This window comes from Methylobacterium sp. P3_A11 (genome assembly GCF_056403155.1).
On record NZ_JBFUGA010000022.1, the window covers coordinates 18,809 to 36,372 of the forward strand.

17 protein-coding genes are annotated in these 17,564 nt (G+C 68.3%); 12 read left to right on the forward strand and 5 right to left on the reverse strand.

What is annotated here, in order from left to right; genetic code table 11:
• Positions 1-64: 64 nt before the first annotated feature.
• The 10 genes from urtA (at position 65) to AC1DXK_RS09790 (ending at position 9,775) form a co-directional block, all read left to right on the forward strand.
• Positions 65-1,333: an urea ABC transporter substrate-binding protein gene (gene urtA, locus AC1DXK_RS09745; protein ID WP_457104439.1), complete on the forward strand. Its 1,269-nt coding sequence runs from the start codon at positions 65-67 to the stop codon at positions 1,331-1,333.
• 195 nt (positions 1,334-1,528) lie between these two features.
• Positions 1,529-2,455, forward strand: coding sequence for an urea ABC transporter permease subunit UrtB (gene urtB / locus AC1DXK_RS09750; RefSeq protein WP_457104440.1), 927 nt, complete (start codon positions 1,529-1,531; stop codon positions 2,453-2,455).
• A gap of 13 nt (positions 2,456-2,468) precedes the next feature.
• Positions 2,469-3,641: an urea ABC transporter permease subunit UrtC gene (gene urtC / locus AC1DXK_RS09755; protein WP_457104441.1), complete on the forward strand. Its 1,173-nt coding sequence runs from the start codon at positions 2,469-2,471 to the stop codon at positions 3,639-3,641.
• 7 nt (positions 3,642-3,648) lie between these two features.
• Positions 3,649-4,434, forward strand: a complete 786-nt coding sequence (gene urtD, locus AC1DXK_RS09760) for an urea ABC transporter ATP-binding protein UrtD (protein WP_457104442.1) — start codon at positions 3,649-3,651, stop codon at positions 4,432-4,434.
• Positions 4,435-4,493: 59 nt separating this feature from the next.
• A complete protein-coding gene (urtE, locus tag AC1DXK_RS09765) occupies positions 4,494-5,201 on the forward strand; it encodes an urea ABC transporter ATP-binding subunit UrtE (protein WP_457104574.1) in 708 nt (235 codons plus the stop codon).
• 9 nt (positions 5,202-5,210) lie between these two features.
• Complete coding sequence (locus AC1DXK_RS09770; protein ID WP_457104443.1) at positions 5,211-6,230, forward strand: alpha/beta fold hydrolase; 1,020 nt, start codon at positions 5,211-5,213, stop codon at positions 6,228-6,230.
• A gap of 63 nt (positions 6,231-6,293) precedes the next feature.
• Entirely contained in the window at positions 6,294-7,523 is a 1,230-nt protein-coding gene (gene fmdA / locus AC1DXK_RS09775) for a formamidase (protein WP_457104444.1), read from the forward strand.
• Positions 7,524-7,720: 197 nt separating this feature from the next.
• Positions 7,721-8,038 carry an FmdB family zinc ribbon protein gene (locus AC1DXK_RS09780; protein WP_020090551.1) on the forward strand — a complete coding sequence of 106 codons (318 nt, stop codon included), beginning with the start codon at positions 7,721-7,723 and terminating at the stop codon, positions 8,036-8,038.
• A gap of 46 nt (positions 8,039-8,084) precedes the next feature.
• Positions 8,085-9,140: an aliphatic amidase gene (locus AC1DXK_RS09785; RefSeq protein WP_457104445.1), complete on the forward strand. Its 1,056-nt coding sequence runs from the start codon at positions 8,085-8,087 to the stop codon at positions 9,138-9,140.
• Between the two features lie 65 nt (positions 9,141-9,205).
• Positions 9,206-9,775, forward strand: coding sequence for a ClpP family protease (locus AC1DXK_RS09790; protein ID WP_477297630.1), 570 nt, complete (start codon positions 9,206-9,208; stop codon positions 9,773-9,775).
• A gap of 102 nt (positions 9,776-9,877) precedes the next feature.
• Here the strand turns inward: AC1DXK_RS09790 and AC1DXK_RS09795 are convergent, their stop codons facing one another.
• From AC1DXK_RS09795 to AC1DXK_RS09805, 3 genes are all read right to left on the reverse strand, one after another.
• A complete protein-coding gene (locus AC1DXK_RS09795) occupies positions 9,878-10,726 on the reverse strand; it encodes an oxidoreductase (protein WP_457104447.1) in 849 nt (282 codons plus the stop codon).
• Positions 10,727-10,738: 12 nt separating this feature from the next.
• The gene (locus AC1DXK_RS09800) at positions 10,739-12,700 is read right to left on the reverse strand and encodes a cytochrome C oxidase Cbb3 (protein ID WP_457104448.1); all 1,962 of its coding nucleotides are present in this window, start codon (positions 12,698-12,700) and stop codon (positions 10,739-10,741) included.
• Between the two features lie 134 nt (positions 12,701-12,834).
• Positions 12,835-13,587: an SDR family oxidoreductase gene (locus tag AC1DXK_RS09805; RefSeq protein ID WP_457104449.1), complete on the reverse strand. Its 753-nt coding sequence runs from the start codon at positions 13,585-13,587 to the stop codon at positions 12,835-12,837.
• A 110-nt stretch (positions 13,588-13,697) separates the two neighbouring features.
• Between AC1DXK_RS09805 and AC1DXK_RS09810 the strand changes: the two genes are divergently transcribed.
• A complete protein-coding gene (locus tag AC1DXK_RS09810; protein ID WP_457104450.1) occupies positions 13,698-14,591 on the forward strand; it encodes a LysR substrate-binding domain-containing protein in 894 nt (297 codons plus the stop codon).
• 10 nt (positions 14,592-14,601) lie between these two features.
• On the opposite strand, the gene AC1DXK_RS09815 is transcribed toward AC1DXK_RS09810, so the two are convergent.
• A complete protein-coding gene (locus AC1DXK_RS09815) occupies positions 14,602-15,543 on the reverse strand; it encodes a 2-hydroxyacid dehydrogenase (RefSeq protein WP_457104451.1) in 942 nt (313 codons plus the stop codon).
• A 98-nt stretch (positions 15,544-15,641) separates the two neighbouring features.
• On the reverse strand, positions 15,642-15,932 hold the full coding sequence (locus tag AC1DXK_RS09820) for a hypothetical protein (RefSeq protein WP_457104452.1): 291 nt from the start codon (positions 15,930-15,932) through the stop codon (positions 15,642-15,644).
• A 157-nt stretch (positions 15,933-16,089) separates the two neighbouring features.
• Between AC1DXK_RS09820 and AC1DXK_RS09825 the strand changes: the two genes are divergently transcribed.
• The gene (locus AC1DXK_RS09825; protein ID WP_457104453.1) at positions 16,090-17,562 is read left to right on the forward strand and encodes an MFS transporter; all 1,473 of its coding nucleotides are present in this window, start codon (positions 16,090-16,092) and stop codon (positions 17,560-17,562) included.
• Positions 17,563-17,564 lie beyond the last annotated feature (2 nt).

Below are 17,564 nucleotides of genomic sequence, written 5' to 3' on the forward strand. Positions count from 1 at the left end.
ACCTAGCCTGCGCTCGTCGATCCGGCCCGCCTCTCAAGGACCGGACGCCAACAGGGTCAGGCAGATGGCAGACGATACCGACACTGGCGCCGATCGCGGCTTGCGCTCCCCGCTGCGGCGCAGGCTGCTCATGGGGCTGGCCGGCGCCCCGGCGCTGGCCCTGATGCCGCGCAGCGCCTGGGCGGCGCCGCCGACCGCGGCCGTGAACACCACCGGCCTCGCCGTGACCGACACCGAGGTGACGGTGGGCATCCTGCACTCGATCACCGGCACCATGGCGATCTCGGAGACGGGCGCCCAGGAAGCGGAAAAACTCGCGATCCAGCAGATCAACGACGCCGGCGGCGTGCTCGGCCGCAAGATCAAGATCATCCAGGAGGACGGCGCCTCCGACTGGCCGACCTTCGCCGAGAAGGCCAAGAAGCTCCTCGTCAACGACCATTGCGCCGCCGTGATGGGCTGCTGGACCTCGGCCTCGCGCAAGGCGGTGCTACCGGTCTTCGAGCAGTATAACGGCCTTCTGTACTATCCGACCTTCTACGAGGGCCTCGAGCAGTCCAAGAATGTCTTCTATACCGGCCAGGAAGCCACCCAACAGATCCTCGCCGGCCTCGACTGGGTCCACAAGGAGAAGGGCGGCGACAGCTTCTACTTCATCGGCTCGGACTACATCTGGCCGCGCACCTCCAACAAGATCGCCCGCAAGCATGTCGAGAACGTGCTCAAGGGCAAGGTCGTCGGCGAGGAATACTTCCCCCTCGGCCATACGCAGTTCAACTCGGTGATAAACAAGATCAAGCTCACGAAGCCGAAGGTGATCTTCGCCGACGTGGTCGGCGGCTCGAACGTGGCGTTCTACAAGCAGCTCAAGGCGGCCGGCATCGATCTGTCGAAGCAGGTGCTGATGACCATCTCGGTCACCGAGGACGAGATCGACGGCATCGGCGGCGAAAACATCGCCGGGGCCTATGCCTGCATGAAGTACTTCCAGTCGATCGACAACGAGAACAACAAGGCCTTCGTCGCCGCGTTCAAGAAGATGTGGGGCGAGAAGACCGTCATCGGCGACGTGACGCAGGCGGCGTATCTCGGCCCGTTCCTGTGGAAGATGGCCTGCGAGAAGGCCGGCTCCTTCGACGTCGACAAGGTGGTGGCGGCCTCTCCGGGGCTGGAGTTCAAGGGCGCGCCGGAAGGCTACGTGAAGATCGACGAGAACCATCACCTCTGGTCGAAGACCCGGGTCGGCCGGGCCAAGACCGACGGCCAGTTCGAGATCGTCTACACCAGTCCCGAGCTGATCAAGCCGGATCCGTTCCCGAAGGGATATCAGTAATCCGTTGTCCGGAGGGGTGACATCACCCCTCCCCTCGTCATCGCGAGCGCAGCGAAGCGACCCAGGGCAGCGGGAATTCTCAGAGCGTAGCGCCTCCCTGGATTGCTTCGCTTCGCTCGCAAAGACGGCTCAACCTGCGCCGTAGACGGTGACGAGCCGGCAGAAGACGCACTCCATTTGCGGAAGTCCGAAACCATGCTCGGCGACTACTCCCTCGGCGACCTCGGCGCGATCTTCGCCATGCAGGGCTTCGCCGGCCTGATCCTGTTCTCCGTCTACCTGCTGATGGCCCTCGGGCTGGCGATCATCTTCGGGCAGATGGGCGTGATCAACATGGCCCACGGGGAGTTCATGATCCTCGGCGCCTACGTCACCTATCTCTGCTCGACCTTCTTCCAGACTTACCTGCCGGCGCTCTTCCCGATCTACTTCTTCATCGCGATGGGTCTGGCCTTCCTCGCCTCCGGCGCGCTCGGCATGCTGGTGGAATGGGGCCTGATCCGGTTCCTCTACAAGCGCCCGCTCGATACGCTCCTCGCCACCTGGGGCCTGTCGCTGATCCTCCAGCAGGCCTATCGGTCGATCTTCGGCGCCCGTGAGGTCGGCGTCGAGCTGCCGTCCTGGCTGATCGGCTCGGTGCAGGTCACAGACACGATCGAGATCCCGATCAACGGCCTGTTCGTCATGGCCGTGACCATCCTGATCACGGTCTCTGTCGCGCTCCTGATCTTCCGCTCGCGCTTCGGCCAGCAGGTCCGCGCCGTGATGGCCAACCGCGCCATGGCGGGGGCGGTCGGCATCGATACCGAGAAGGTCGACCGCTACACATTCGGCCTCGGCTGCGGCATCGCGGGTATCGCCGGCTCGGCCTTCACGATGATCGGCTCCACCGGGCCGACCTCCGGCCAGCTCTACATCGTCGACACCTTCCTGATCGTCGTGTTCGGCGGCGCCGCGAGCCTGCTCGGCACCATCGCGTCGGCCTTCTCGATCTCCCAGACGCAGTCGACCCTGGAGTTCTTCCTCTCCGGCTCGATGGCCAAGGTCATCACCCTGCTCGCGGTGGTCGGCATCCTGATGCTGAGGCCCCAGGGCCTCTTCACCCTCAAGGTCCGGCGCTGAGGATTGTTCGACCATGACGAATCCGGTCCAGACCCTCACCAAGTCCGTCACCGTCAACGACAACCCGTTCATGAAGCCGGTGGAGTGGCTGAGCCTGGCTCTGCTGGCGGGCGTGATCCTGGTCGTCCTGCCGCTGGCGCTCGACGGCTTCCGCCTCAACCTCGTCGGCAAGTACCTCACCTACGCGTTCGTCGCCCTCGGGCTGGTGATCTGCTGGGGCTACGCGGGCATCCTCTCGCTCGGCCAGGGCGTGTTCTTCGGCCTCGGCGGATACGGCATGGCGATGTACTTGAAGCTGGAGGCTTCGAGCATCGAGAACACGAAGATCCAGTCGACGCCCGGCATTCCGGACTTCATGGACTGGAACCAGATCACCGCCCTCCCCTGGTTCTGGCAGCCGTTCAAGAGCCTGCCGCTGACGATCATCCTCGCGGTCGCCATCCCGGTCCTGTTCGCGATGCTGATTTCCTTCGCGATGTTCAAGCGCAGGGTCGGCGGCACCTACTTCGCCATCATCACCCAGGCGATCGCCGCGATCCTGACGATCCTGATCGTCGGCCAGCAGGGCTATACCGGCGGGATCAACGGCATCACCGACCTGCGTACCCTCCACGGCTGGGACATCCGCACCGATCACGCGAAGGTCATCCTGTACTTCGTCAACGGCGGTCTCCTGATCGCCTGCATCCTGGCGGCGCAGTACGTGAAGAAATCGAAGCTCGGCCGCATCCTCGTCGCCATGCGCGACAAGGAGGACCGGGTGCGCTTCTCCGGCTACTCGGTGGCGGGGTTCAAGGTCTTCGCCTTCTGCTTCGCGGCCGGACTCGCGGCCATCGGCGGCGCGATGTTCACCCTCCAGGTCGGGTTCATGTCGCCCTCCTTCGTGGGCATCGTCCCCTCGATCGAGATGGTGATCTACGCGGCGGTCGGCGGGCGCCTGTCCCTGTTCGGCGCGGTCTGGGGCACGCTCTTGGTGAACTGGGCCAAGACCAGCTTCTCCGAGAGCTTCCCCGACCTTTGGCTGTTCGGCCTCGGCGCCCTGTTCATCGCGGTGGTGCTGGCCTTCCCGAATGGTCTCGCCGGGATCTGGCGCGAGCACATCGAGCCGCGCCTCACCCGCCGCGCCAAGAGCCTGCAGGCGCCCGCGCCCGCCATCGCCCCACCCCACGGCGCCCCGGCCGAGTGAGCATGCCATGAACGCCGCGATCCTCTCCTCCCCCGTGGTCGGCGCCGAGGCGGCCCCGCCCGACTACCTCCTCGCCGTCGAGGCGCTCACGGTCTCGTTCGACGGGTTCAAGGCGGTGAATGACGTGTCGTTCTACGTCGATCCGGACGAGATCCGGGTGATCATCGGCCCGAACGGCGCCGGCAAGACCACAGTCCTCGACCTGATCTGCGGGCGCACCAAGGCCAGCACGGGCTCGATCAAGTACAAGGGCCAGGAGCTGACCAAGCTCTCCGAGAGCGCCATCGTGCAGGCCGGCGTCGGCCGCAAGTTCCAGACGCCGTCGATCTACGACGACCTGACGGTGTTCGAGAACCTGGAGATCTCGTTTCCCCGCGGCCGCTCGGTCTTCGGCGCCCTCACGTTCAAGCGGGACGCGGAGGTCCGCGACCGGATCCACAGCATCGCCGAGACGATCTTCCTGAAGGACCAGCTGAAGGAGCGGGCCGAGTTCCTGAGCCACGGCCAGAAGCAGTGGCTGGAGATCGGCATGCTGCTGATCCAAGACCCGGAGCTGCTGATGCTCGACGAGCCGGTGGCCGGGATGAGCGTCGGCGAGCGGATCAAGACCGCCGAGCTCCTCAACCAGATCATCAAGGGCCGCTCGGTGCTGGTGATCGAGCACGACATGAAGTTCGTCGAGGACATCGCCCACCGGGTGACGGTCCTGCACCAGGGCAAGGTGCTCTCCGAAGGTTCGATGGAGCGGGTCAAGAACGACCCGAAGGTCATCGAAGTTTATTTGGGACATTGACGATGGCGTCGCTTCAGACTGCGCATCCGCCCGGCGTCCAGCCACCGCCGCTCGCCACGATGCCGGCCGCGACACCGGCGCTCGCCGTCGAGGACCTGCACGCCGCCTACGGCCAGAGCGAGGTCCTGCACGGGCTCACCTTCTCGGTGGCGCCGGGTGAGATCGTCGCCGTGATGGGCCGCAACGGGATGGGCAAGACCACCCTGATGAAGACCCTGATGGGCCTCGTGCCCGTCAAGGCTGGGTCGATCCGGGTCGAGGGCGCGGAGGTCGCGGGGCTCAAGAGCCACGCCCGGGTCGCCAAGGGCCTCGCCTACGTGCCGCAGGGCCGCATGATCTTCTCGACCATGACGGTGCAGGAGAACATCGAGACCGGCCTGACGGTCACCGGCACCCGCAAGGTGCCGCAGGACCTCTACGACATGTTCCCGGTGCTCCTGGAGATGAAGAGCCGGCGCGGCGGCAACCTCTCGGGCGGCCAGCAGCAGCAGCTCGCCATCGCCCGGGCGCTGGCGAGCCGCCCGAAAGTGCTCCTCCTCGACGAGCCCACCGAAGGGATCCAGCCCTCGATCATCCGCGAGATGGGCCGAACGTTGAAAAAAATTCGCGACGCGCGCGGCCTCTCGATCGTCGTGTCCGAGCAGGTCCTGAGCTTCGCCCTCGACGTCGCCGACCGGGTGATCGTCATGGAGAACGGGTCGATCGTCCACGAGGCCCCACGTGACGGGATCGACGAGGCCGCCGTCGCCCGGTTCTTGTCGGTCTAGGGGCGCAGCATGGCCGATCACGCGATCTTCGAACTCGGCGACTTCGTGCTCCAGTGCGGCAAGACGCTGCGCGCGGCCAAGCTCGCCTACAAGACCTTCGGGACGCTGAGCCCCGCCAAGGACAACGCCATCGTCTACCCGACTTGGTACTCGGGCCAGCACACCGAGAACGACTGGCTGATCGGCCCCGGCAAGGCGCTCGACCCAGACAAGTACTTCATCATCATCCCGAACATGTTCGGCAACGGGCTCTCGTCCTCGCCGAGCAACACGCCCGCGCCCTGGAACGGGCCGCGCTTCCCCAACGTCACCGCCTACGACAACGTCCGCGCCCAGCACCGCCTCGTCACCGAACATTTCGGCATCGCAAAACTCGTCCTCGTCACCGGCTGGTCGATGGGTGCGCTCCAGACCTACCACTGGGCGGCGATGTACCCCGACATGGTGCCGAGGATCCTGCCGTTTCAGGGTTCGGCCAAGTGCTCGCGTCATAACTACGTCTTCTTGGAGGGCGCCAAAGCGGCGCTCCAGGCCGATGCCGCCTGGGCGGAGGGATGGTACACGAGCCCGCCGACCCGGGGCCTGCGCGCATTCGGCCGGGTCTACGCGGGCTGGGGCCTGTCGCAGACCTTCTACCGGCTCGAGGCCGACATCACCCACATGGGCTACGCCTCGCTGGAGGACTTCCTGATCGGGTTCTGGGAAGGCCTGTTCTACGAGCGCGACGCCAACAACCTGCTCACCATGCTGTGGACGTGGCAGCACGGCGACATCAGCGCCAACGACACCTTCAAGGGCGACTTCAAGGCCGCGCTCGGCGCCATTCGCGCCAAGGCGATCCTGATGCCCGCCTCGACGGACCTGTATTTCCCGCCCGAGGACAACGCCATCGAGGCGGCCGCCATGCCGAACGCGGAGCTGCGCGTGATCGACACGTGGTGGGGCCATTTCGCGGGCGGGCCGGGCACCAGCCCGGACGACATCAAGGTCCTCGACGACGCTCTGAGAGAGCTGCTCGCGAGCGGGTGAGAGACGCGCAGCGGCGCGCGGACGGGGCCTGCCCCGGTCAAGTCAGGGAGCTGGAGACACGAGATGCCCGAGACGCTGATCAAGGTCGATCTCACGCAATCGGCCTACGACAACGACATGGTGCACAATCGCTGGCACCCCGACATCCCGATGGTCGCCTACGTGAAGCCGGGCGCCGACTTCATCGTCGAGACCTACGACTGGACCGGCGGCTTCATCAAGAACAACGATTCCGCCGACGACGTGCGCGACATCGACCTGTCGATCGTCCACTTCCTCTCGGGTCCGATCGGCGTCGAGGGCGCCGAGCCAGGCGACCTGCTGGTGGTCGACCTCCTCGACATCGGCGCCAAGCCCGAGAGCCAGTGGGGCTTCAACGGCTTCTTCTCCAAGAAGAACGGCGGCGGCTTCCTGACCGAGCACTTCCCGCAGGCCCAGAAGTCGATCTGGGACTTCGAGGGGATGTTCACCAAGTCGCGCCACGTCCCAGGCGTGCGCTTCCCCGGCCTGATCCATCCCGGCCTGATCGGCTGCCTGCCCGATCCCAAGATGCTGGAGACTTGGAACACCCGCGAGAAGGCGCTCTACGACACTGATCCGGAGCGCGTGCCGGCGCTCGCCACCCTCCCCTTCGGCCCGACGGCCCATATGGGCCGCCTGAACGGCGACGCGAAGGACGCGGCCGCCGCCACGGGCGCCCGCACAGTCCCGCCCCGCGAGCACGGCGGCAATTGCGACATCAAGGACCTGTCGCGCGGCTCGAAGATCTACTTCCCGGTCTACGTGCCCGGCGCCGGCCTCTCCATGGGCGACCTGCACTTCAGCCAGGGCGACGGCGAGATCACCTTCTGCGGCGCCATCGAGATGGCCGGCTGGGTGCATCTCAAGGTCGAGCTGATCAAGGACGGCATGGCCAAGTACGGGATCAAGAACCCGATCTTCAAGCCGTCGCCGATCACGCCGAAATACGACGACCACCTGATCTTTGAGGGCATCTCGGTCGACGAGAGTGGCGGCCAGCACTACCTCGACGTCCACATCGCCTATCGGCAGGCCTGCCTGAACGCGATCGAGTACCTGAAGAAGTTCGGCTACTCGGGCGCGCAGGCCTACTCGATCCTCGGCACGGCGCCGGTCCAGGGCCACATCTCGGGCGTCGTAGACATCCCGAACGCCTGCGCGACCCTCTGGATACCGACCAAGATCTTCGAGTTCGACATCAATCCCGGCGCCGACGGACCGACCAAGTTCCTCGATGGCTCGATCCAGATGCCGCTCTCGCCGGATCTGTGACCCTCCAGTCGTCCGGTGAGCACTTCCGTCTCACCGGACGCGACCTGCCCCCTCTCCCGTTCGGGAGAGGGTTGGGGTGAGGGACCCGGTCTTTCCGGAGAGGTCGCAGCCCTCACCCTGTCCCTCTCCCGCACGGGAGAGGGGACCCGCGTGTCACCGGTTACGTCGCGAATTTCTCCTCGTGCTTGAGGCGCCCCATGCCCGTCTACGACTACGCTTGCGAGGCCTGCGGCCCCTTCACGGTGATGCGTCCGATGGCGGAGTTCCGCGAGCCGCATGCCTGCCCGGATTGCGGGGGGACGAGCCAGCGCGCCTTCCTCACCGCGCCGCGCATCGCCGGCATGGATGCGGGGCTGCGGGCCGCCCACGCCACCAACGAGCGCAGCCGCCACGCGCCCCGTCGCTCAGGGAGCCACGGGGCCGGCTGCGGCTGCTGCTCACCCAAGAAGGCGACCGCGGCCCCGGCCGCCGCCAAGAGCTTCCCGAAGGCGCGGCCCTGGATGATCAGCCACTGAGACGCGCGCCACCGGGGGACACTCACGGTCAGGAGGACATCACGCCATGATGCACGGAGACATCTCTTCCAGCCAGGACAGCGTCGGCGTCGCCGTCGTGAACTACAAGATGCCGCGCCTGCACACCCGCGCGGAGGTGCTGGAGAACGCCAAGGCGATTGGCAAGATGATCGTCGGCATGAAGTCCGGCCTGCCCGGCCTCGACCTCGTGATCTTCCCCGAATATTCGACCCACGGCATCATGTACGACGCCGCCGAGATGTACGAGACCGCCTCGACGGTCCCGGGCGCCGAGACGGAGGTGTTCGCCACCGCCTGCCGGGAAGCTAAGGTCTGGGGCGTGTTCTCGCTCACCGGCGAGCGCCACGAGGAGCACCCACACAAGGCCCCCTACAACACCCTGATCCTGATGAACGACCAGGGCGAGATCGTGCAGAAGTACCGCAAGATCATGCCGTGGACGCCGATCGAGGGCTGGTATCCGGGCGACCGCACCTACGTGTCGGACGGGCCGAAGGGGCTGAAGATCAGCCTGATCATCTGCGACGACGGCAACTACCCGGAGATCTGGCGCGACTGCGCCATGCGGGGTGCCGAGCTGATCATCCGCTGCCAGGGCTACATGTACCCGGCGAAAGAACAGCAGGTCGTCATCTCGAAGGCGATGGCGTTCGCCAACAACACCTACGTGGCGGTGGCCAACGCGGCCGGCTTCGACGGCGTCTACACGTATTTCGGCCACTCGGCGATCATCGGCTTCGACGGGCGGACGCTCGGCGAGTGCGGCGAGGAGGAGATGGGCATCCAGTACGCCGCCCTGTCGAAGTTCCTGATCCGGGACTTCCGCGCCCACGGCCAGTCGGAGAACCACCTCTTCAAGCTGCTGCACCGCGGCTACACGGGCATGATCAACTCGAAGGAGAACCGGCACGGGATGTCGGAATGCCCCTACGACTTCTACCGCCGCTGGATCGAGGATCCCGACGGAACCCGCGACGCGGTGCGGGCGATTACCCGTCAGAGCGTCGGCACGGAGGAATGCCCGATCGAGGGGATCCCCTTCGTCGGCAAGGGCGAGGGTGCCCCCGATCCGGCGCGCTGACCGCCGGATCCGCCGCTCCGCCCCCCTTCGCGGCGGAGCGGGCCGGTCATCCGATCAGGAGCATCATGGACACGACTCCCCTTGGCCCTTCCGCCTTCCGGGCGCCCGCGGTGCTGCTCTCCGGCCCGGTCGACTACGACATGTACAAGGACTTCCGCCGCCAGCTCGGCGCGGCGGCAGACCGCGAGATCGTGGTCGTCGAGCTGACGACGCTCGGCGGCGATCCGGAGGTCGCCCGGATGATGGGCGAGGACATCCGCTTCAACAGCGCGATGGACCCGAACCGGGGCTTCGTCTTCCTCGGCAAGGCGGCGATCTACTCGGCCGGGACGACATTGATGAGCTTCTTCGCCCGGCCGAACCGCTACCTGACCTGCGGCACGCGGCTGATGATCCACGAGCGCAAGATGAACAAGCAGCTCCAGGTCGAGGGGCCGCTCACCACCTGCATCGCCTCCGTGAAGGCGACGCTCAACGAGATCCTGTGCTCGATCGAGATCCAGAACGAGGGCTTCGCGAACCTGATCGCAGGCTCGGACGTCACCCTCGACGAGGTGCTCGAGAAGGCGCCGTCGAACTGGTACCTCGAGGCCGAGGAGGCGAAGCGGCGCGGTCTGATCGAGGCGGTGATCTGAACCGCGTCTTTGCGAACGTCGTGAAGCAACCCAGGGCGGCGCGACACCGGCGAGCGTGGCGCCGCTAGATTGCTTCGCTTCGCTCGCAAAGACGGCGAGTCCTCACGTTTCAGGGTAATCGGCTCCGAGGCTGGTCTCGCGCCACGCCTCGATCTCGGCGATCCGCTGCTTCAGGCGCGCCGTCACCGCGTCGTAGCCCCAGGCGCCCAGCACGAGGTGGCGCGGCGGATCCGCCATCTCGGTCACCCGGATCATCGCCTCCGCGGCCCGCACCGGATCGCCGGCCTGGGTGCCGCTCTTCTCCGACGTTGCCTTCAGGCGCGCGCCCGCGGTTTCGGCGTAGTCGGAAATCGCGTTGGGGGTCTGGACCAGGGAGCGGCCGGCCCAGTCTGTGCGGAACGGCCCCGGCGCGATGCAGGTGACGCGGATCCCGAGCGGCCCGGCCTCGGCGGCGAGCGAATCCGAGAACCCTTCGACGGCGTGCTTGGTGGCGGCGTAGTAGCCGGAGGCCGGGAAACCCACGAAGCCCGCCACCGAGGTCACGTTGAGGATGTGACCCGACTTCTGTGCCCGCATCACCGGCAGCACCGCCCGGGTCAGGGCGAACAGGCCGAAGACGTTGGCGTCGAACTGGGCGCGGATCTTGTCCTCCTCGCCCTCCTCGATCGAGGATTGGTAGCCGTAGCCGGCATTGTTCACGAGCACGTCGACCCGCCCGAACGTCTGCTGGGCGGCGCGCACGGCATCGGCGATCCGGCCCGCCTCGGTCACGTCGAGGGAGAGGGCCAGGACGCGGCCATCGGCACCGTCCGCTAGGTCGGCGACCTTGGCCGCGTCGCGGGCCGTGACCACCGCGCGCCAGCCGCGCCCAACGACGAGCTTGGCGAGTTCCCGGCCGAAGCCGGTCGAGCAGCCGGTGATGAACCAGACCGGGTCGGTGTTCTGCGTCATGGCGGATCCTGATCAGGGGGTCGCGGCCGATTCCGTCAGGCGGTCGACCGAGAGCAGGTAGGCGACGAGCGCGGTCTGCTCCTCGGGCGACACGCCCGTGCCGGCATCGGCCCAGAAGGCGTGTCCTCTGCCGGTAACGCGGGCGACGCGCGCGGTTTCCGAGGCGGCGTTGGCGGCGATCACCTTGGCCCGCAGGTCCCGGTCGACCAGCGCGCGCAGGCTGTTGGCGGGATCGGGGGCGACGCCCCTGTACAGCGTGCCCGGGACGCCGAGCTGGCCCTCGGCATCGACCCCGACCGCGACGCCGGAATCGTGCAGGTACGGCGCCGACCAGGCGAGGCCGACGAGGTTTGGCACCTTGTAGCCGCCCTCGGTGCCGCCCTGCCCCCAGGCGAGCTGGACTTCGGCGAGCCTGTCGCCCGCGAGCGGCACCGGGACGATCACCGGATCGGCCGGGACCGGGAACGGCGTGTCGGTGGCGAACAGCGTCGGCGGCGACAGGCGCGCCTCCATCTTGGCGCCGGCCCGCGCGCGGGTCGGCTCGGTGCCGATCTCGGCCTCCGGGACGACCCGGTGGTTGGTGAGAGCCGGCCCGGAATGGCAGGTGCCGCAACCGGCCTTCTCGAACACCGCGCGGCCGGCCCGGACCCGGTCCGGATCCTGCCCGGCGGCGGGCGGGTGCAGCAGGTTCTGGAAGGCCGACATGGCGTTGTTGGCGTGATTGACCGGCTCGCCGGGGACCGACGTGAACAGGCCGTTGTCGGTGACGTAGTTGGTCGCCGGATAGGTCGGCAGCACCGCGTAGCTGTTCAGGCCCGGGGAGGCCGGGGTCGGGTCGACGCTCTTCAACACCTCGGATGGGCTCCGACCGCCGTCCGGCCGGTAGCGGAACGCCTCCGTGGCCGACCCGCGCAGGACGATGCCGAGATACGTCTCCGGATCCAGGCCGAACAGCCAGGACGCCGCGGCGGCGAGCTGGGTCGTGTCGGAATTGGCCGCGTGGACGTTGTTGTTGAGCGAGGACAGGCCGGCGAAGGGCCCGATCGCCTCGCGGCCGCTCCAGCTGTATGGCTCGCCGTGGGCGGAGAAGCTCGACGGGATCGAGGTCGGGTTGGTGACCCGGTCGGCGGACGAGTCGAAGCTGCCCGGCGGCCAGCTCGCCACCTGCACCTTGGTGGCCGCCTCGACCGCCGCGGCGTCCGGCAGGGCCGGTCCCGTGCCGGTCGAGCCAGTATGCTGCGGGTCGGCGGAGGGCCGGGCATCGGCCTCTGGCACGCTGGCGTGCATGAAGTAGGCCGAGGAGTTCTTGGCGAGCGCCATCAGCAGCCCGGCATTGAGGTCGGTGTTGGGCGCGCCCTCCACGACCTTGCCGGTGCCGGGATCGACCGCCGCGTGGCACAGGGCGCAGGTGATGCCCATGCGCAGATGGCCGCGGTCGGAGAAGGTCTTGATCCCGATGATGAAGGCGCCGCCCTTCGGCACGTCGAGCCCGGTCGGCACCAGCTCCCCCGTCCGGTAGACGCGGTCGCCGACGCGCACGTCCCTGGCCATGGCGACCTGAAGGTTCGTGGTGCCCTGCCCGCCGAGCCTCGCCACCGCCAGGGCGACGGCGCCGGGCGTCAGGCCGCCGTCGAGCATGCCCATGACGTCGGTGAGGAAAACCTCGTTGCCGAACGTCTCCTGATAGAAGGCCTGCCGGCCGCGCTCGACCATGGCGGGATCGATCGCGACCGCGCCACTCGACGGCGAGAGCGCTTTCCGTCCGGCCTCGGTGCCGTTGAGCCCCTCGGCCTCCGCGCGCGACACCCGGCGGCCCAGGATGTCGAAGGCGGTCTGGATCGGGTAGCGGTCCGCGTTGAGCAGGTCCGCCCGGTCGGGCATCGGGGCGTAGCTGAAGCGGCCGAGGCTCAGCGTCGCGCCGGCCGCGACGGTCACGAGCCCGGCGGTGATCAGGATGCGGCGCGGCCAGCCCATGAAACCCGAGTGTCCTTCCCGGCGCCCGCCCGCGAGCGAGCGGGACCGGAGGGCCGGGCCTTCAACCGCCGGACACGGCCAGGGTTCACCCCGTCGGCCGGGACCGGGTGTCGCGTCCCGGCCGGCGCCGATTGTCAGATCTGGACCTGCCCGCCGTCGGCGAACAGTTCGACGCCGTTGACGAAGCTCGCCGCGTCAGAGGCGAGGAACAGCACCGCCTGGGCGATCTCCTCGGGCCGGCCGACGCGGCCGGCCGGGATCTGGCCCGCGAGGTAATCCTTGGTGGCCGCGGCCTGATCGCCGCCGCCGAAGAGCTCGTCGAGGCCGGCGGTCTCGGTCACGCCCGGACTGATCGTGTTCACCCGGATACGACGATCCTTCAGGTCGAGGATCCAGTTCCGGGCGAAGTTGCGCACCGCCGCCTTGGTGGCCGAGTAGACGCTGAAGGCCGGCGTGCCGGAGCTGCCGGTGGTCGAGCCGGTGAGCACGATCGCGGCCCCGTCGCGCAGCAGCGGCAGCGCCTTCTGGACGGTGAAGAGCACGCCCTTCACGTTGGTGTCGAAGATGCTCTGATAGTGCGCCTCGGTGATCGCGCCCAGCGGCGCGAAGGTGCCGCCGCCGGCATTGGCGAAGACCACGTCGATCTGCATGTGCTTCTGCTGGACCGCGTCGTACAGGCGGTCGATGTCGGCGAGGTTCGCCATGTCGCCGCGCACGCCGGTGACCCGGCCCCCGATCCGCTTCACCGCCGCGTCGAGCGCCTGCTGGCGGCGACCGGTGATGAACACCGAGGCCCCCTCGGCCACGAAGGCCTGGGCGGTCGCGAGGCCGATGCCGCTGGTGCCGCCGGTCACCACCACGACCTTGTCCTGAAACCTGCCGGTCATCGTCGTTCTCCGTCTCTCGGCTTCGTGTGCGCCGCTGCCGAAGAGATGATCCCGGAACGTTGATGCGGATAGTCAGCGATTGTGGCACTCAGCGTTCCTCTGGAGGAACGATGAGCCGCGCCGACCTCAACGACTACGCCTACTTCGCCGCGGTCGTGTCGCATGGCGGCTTCGCCGCGGCGGGTCGCGCGCTGCACCAGCCGAAATCGAAGCTGAGCCGCCGGATCGCGGCCCTGGAGGCGCGCCTCGGCGCGCGCCTGATCGAGCGGTCGAGTCGGCGCTTCCGCGTGACCGAGGTAGGCCAGGGCTTCTACGAGCGCTGCCGGGCGATGATGCTGGAGGCCGAGCGGGCCGAGGCGCTGGTCGCGGAGGCGCAGACCGAGCCGCACGGACGGATCCGGATGAGTTGCCCGACGGGCCTCACCGACATCGTCGCCGCGCGCGTCCGCGGCTTCCTCGCCTGCTACCCGAAGGTGAGGCTGCAGTTGGTCGTGACCGATCGGCCCGTCGACCTGATCGAGGAGCGCATCGACGTGGCGCTGCGGGTCCGGCTTGACCTGACAAGCGACGCGTCCCTGACCATGCGCACGCTCGGCTCCTCGCGCTGGATCCTGGTCGCCGCGCCGCGGGTCGCGCGCGGCCTCGGCACCGACATCGCCGCGCTCGGCGCGGTCCCGACCCTCGGCACCCGCGACGATCCGGGCGAGGCGGAGTGGCGGCTGGAGCACCGTGACGGCACGGTCTTCACCCTGCGCCACGAGCCGCGCATGACCTGCAGCGACTTCGCCGCGCTGTGCGACGCGGCGGCAGACGGCCTCGGGGTCGCGTTCCTGCCCGACCACGCCTGCACCGACGCCGTCGCGGCCGGCCGGCTCGTGCCCGTCTACCCGGACTGGCAGGGTCAGCCCGGGATCGTGCACATCGTCTTCACGACCCGGCGCGGACTGCCGCCGGCCGTGCGCGTGCTGATCGATCACCTGGCGGCGACATTCCCGAAGCTATGAGAGCCGCGCCCTAATACCCGCGCGCCGCGTCGACCCCGTTCGGCACCTGGCCGGTCCGGCGATAGGCCCGCAGGTTGCCCGCCACGGTGGCGGCGGCCGAATCCATGTCGGTCGGCCCCGAGACGTGCGGCAGCACCGTCACGCCGGGATGGGACCACAGCGGCGACTCCGCCGGCAGGGGCTCGACCGCGAAGACGTCGAGCACCGCGTGGGCGAGGTGGCCATTGTCCAGGGCGGCGATCAGATCCTCGGTGACGACGATCGGGCCGCGGGCGAAGTTGATCAGCGCGGCGCCGGGCCTCAGGACGGCGAGGCGCTCGGCGTTCACGAGACCGCGCGTCTCAGGCGTCAGCGGCACGAGACAGACGAGGATGTCGCAGCGGCCGAGCATCGCCGGGAGGCTGTCGGCACCGTGGAACGTCTCGAGATCCGGCACCGCCTTGGGGCTGCGGCTCCAGCCGACGACGCGGAAGCCCGCGCCGGTGAGCCGCTCCGCCGCCGCGGTCCCGAGCGCACCGAGGCCGAGCAGGCCCACAACGGTGTCGGATGGCTTGCGATAGGCGTGCGGTCGCCAGACGCGATCCCGTTGCTGGCGGGCATAGGCCGGCATGTCGCGCTGGAGAAAGTAGGTCCAGGCCAGGACCGCCTCGGCCATGGTGCGGGCCATCTCGCGGTCGACCAAGCGGACGATCGGCAGCGGCCGGTCGAAGGCGCCGACGAGCTTCTCGACGCCGGCCCAGAGGCTCTGAACCCAGACGAGGCCCGGCAAGGCCGCAACCTCGGACGGATCGGGATTGGCCACGACGGCGACCCGCGTCGCCGCCCGGGCCGCGTCATCCATCGACCGGAACGGGATCAGGCGCTCCTCCGGCATGGCCGCCGACAGGACCTGCAGGTACTCCGCCTCCTGGTCCGGCCCCTTGCACCCGACCAGGGCAATCGCCTCCGCCATCCACGTCCTCCGCGCCGATACCGTCGTCCACCGTCGACGACGCAGGGGCTGTGCCTGAGCCGATCAGGCTCGTCGAGCTGGATCGGATTCTTGCCGCGTCAACGCGCTTCGATCAGCGCCGGGTAGACGAGACGGACGGTGCGGCGCGCCTCCGGAACCGCGCCCTCGGACCGCTCGCGAATGCTCCCGGTCGTGGCGGTCACCGACGCTTCCGTCGGCCTGAGGCGCCAGCGTTCGGCGCCCTGCATGGCGATGCGCGGCTTGGGACGTTCGAGATGCCGGTCCGCACCCTCGGTGGGCACCGTAGCGAGCCCGGCCAGCGTCATGGCGGCGAGGAGGCTGAACCGGGCCAAGGGCCGGCGGCGGGATCGGGCAGGATCGGAGGGCATGACAGGGCACCGCGAGGACGCCCCTGTTCTGCAAGTCGGAAGTGAAAACGGGATCGAACCGAATCGATTCTCAAGTCGTTGCCAACACCTGTCTGGCGACGCGGTAAATGTAGGCTGTCCGGGCAGGGTAAACGACAATTCAGGAGGACGCGCGGATATGGTCAGCAAGGTCGAGGGGGGATCCGGAACGCCGGAGCGGGCGGAGATCGGCCGCGTGATCGACACCGACATCTCCGCGCGCCTGGACCGGCTGCCTTGGGGGCGCTTCCATGTCCTGGTGATCGTGGCGCTCGGCATCACCTGGGTGCTCGACGGCCTCGAGGTCACCCTCGCCGGCTCGCTGGTGGGCGCCCTACGCCAGCCGCCGATGTCCTTCTCCGAGTTCGACGTGGGTCTGGCAGCCTCCTGCTACCTCATCGGAGCCGTCACCGGGGCGATCGGCTTCGGCTGGCTCACGGATCGGATCGGCCGCAAGAAGCTGTTCTTCATCACCCTGGCCCTCTACCTCGTCGCCACGGCGGCCACAGGCCTGTCCTGGAATGTCTGGAGCTTCTGCGCCTTCCGGTTCTTCACGGGTGCGGGGATCGGCGGCGAGTACACGGCGATCAACTCGACCATCCAGGAACTGGTCCCGGCCCGGGTCCGCGGCTGGACCAACCTGGTCATCAACGGCTCGTTCTGGATCGGTGCGGCGCTGGGCTCGTTCATGTCGATCGTGCTGCTGAAGCCCGAGGTGATCGACCCGGCCTGGGGCTGGCGCGTCGCCTTCTTCACCGGCGGGGCCATCGGCCTCGTAATCCTGCTCCTACGCACCTGGATCCCCGAGAGCCCGCGCTGGCTCGCAACCCACGGCTACGCGGCAGAGGCCGACCGGGTGGTCACCGGGATCGAGAAGCGCTTCACCGACGAGGGCGTGACCCTGCCGCCGGTGGACGAGAGCAAGCGCATGAAGGTCCGCACCCGCGACCACACCCCGCTCTCGGAGGTGTTCAAGGCGCTGTTCGTCACGAGCCGCAAGGAGACCATGGTCGGCCTCGCGCTGATGATCGCCCAGGCGTTCTTCTACAATGCGCTGTTCTTCACCTACGCGCTGGTGCTGGAGCGCTTCTATCAGGTGCCCGGCAACCATGTCGGGTGGTACCTGCTGCCCTTCGCGCTCGGCTCGTTCCTCGGCCCGGTCCTGCTCGGGCGGCTGTTCGACACGATCGGCCGGCGCACCATGATCGCCTTCACGTACGGCATCTCGGCACTGCTGCTCGCCGGGGTCGGCCTGCTGTTCCGCCTCGACGTGCTCGGGCCGGTCGGGCAGACCGGGGCCTGGATGGTGGTGTTCTTCTTCGCCTCGGCGGCGGCGAGCTCGGCCTATCTGACCGTCTCCGAGACCTTCCCGCTGGAGATCCGGGCGCTCGCCATCGCGGCCTTCTACGCGGTCGGCACCGGCATCGGCGGCGTCTCGGGCCCGCTCCTGTTCGGCAGCCTGGTCGAGACCGGATCGCGCGACTGGGTGCTGTTCGGCTACGGGATCGGCGCCGTCCTGATGCTCATCGCGGCGGTCGTCGGGGGGATCTGGGGGACGGCTGCGGAGGGCAAGTCCCTGGAGGAGGTGTCGAAGCCGCTAGCGGCGGCCTGAGC

Coding starts and splice junctions, on each gene's coding strand:
- urtA (WP_457104439.1), top strand. CDS start 65: ATGGCAGACGATACCGACACTGGCGCCGATCGCGGCTTGCGCTCCCCG.
- urtB (WP_457104440.1), top strand. CDS start 1,529: ATGCTCGGCGACTACTCCCTCGGCGACCTCGGCGCGATCTTCGCCATG.
- urtC (WP_457104441.1), top strand. CDS start 2,469: ATGACGAATCCGGTCCAGACCCTCACCAAGTCCGTCACCGTCAACGAC.
- urtD (WP_457104442.1), top strand. CDS start 3,649: ATGAACGCCGCGATCCTCTCCTCCCCCGTGGTCGGCGCCGAGGCGGCC.
- urtE (WP_457104574.1), top strand. CDS start 4,494: ATGCCGGCCGCGACACCGGCGCTCGCCGTCGAGGACCTGCACGCCGCC.
- AC1DXK_RS09770 (WP_457104443.1), top strand. CDS start 5,211: ATGGCCGATCACGCGATCTTCGAACTCGGCGACTTCGTGCTCCAGTGC.
- fmdA (WP_457104444.1), top strand. CDS start 6,294: ATGCCCGAGACGCTGATCAAGGTCGATCTCACGCAATCGGCCTACGAC.
- AC1DXK_RS09780 (WP_020090551.1), top strand. CDS start 7,721: ATGCCCGTCTACGACTACGCTTGCGAGGCCTGCGGCCCCTTCACGGTG.
- AC1DXK_RS09785 (WP_457104445.1), top strand. CDS start 8,085: ATGATGCACGGAGACATCTCTTCCAGCCAGGACAGCGTCGGCGTCGCC.
- AC1DXK_RS09790 (WP_477297630.1), top strand. CDS start 9,206: ATGGACACGACTCCCCTTGGCCCTTCCGCCTTCCGGGCGCCCGCGGTG.
- AC1DXK_RS09795 (WP_457104447.1), bottom strand. CDS start 10,726: ATGACGCAGAACACCGACCCGGTCTGGTTCATCACCGGCTGCTCGACC.
- AC1DXK_RS09800 (WP_457104448.1), bottom strand. CDS start 12,700: ATGGGCTGGCCGCGCCGCATCCTGATCACCGCCGGGCTCGTGACCGTC.
- AC1DXK_RS09805 (WP_457104449.1), bottom strand. CDS start 13,587: ATGACCGGCAGGTTTCAGGACAAGGTCGTGGTGGTGACCGGCGGCACC.
- AC1DXK_RS09810 (WP_457104450.1), top strand. CDS start 13,698: ATGAGCCGCGCCGACCTCAACGACTACGCCTACTTCGCCGCGGTCGTG.
- AC1DXK_RS09815 (WP_457104451.1), bottom strand. CDS start 15,543: ATGGCGGAGGCGATTGCCCTGGTCGGGTGCAAGGGGCCGGACCAGGAG.
- AC1DXK_RS09820 (WP_457104452.1), bottom strand. CDS start 15,932: ATGCCCTCCGATCCTGCCCGATCCCGCCGCCGGCCCTTGGCCCGGTTC.
- AC1DXK_RS09825 (WP_457104453.1), top strand. CDS start 16,090: ATGGTCAGCAAGGTCGAGGGGGGATCCGGAACGCCGGAGCGGGCGGAG.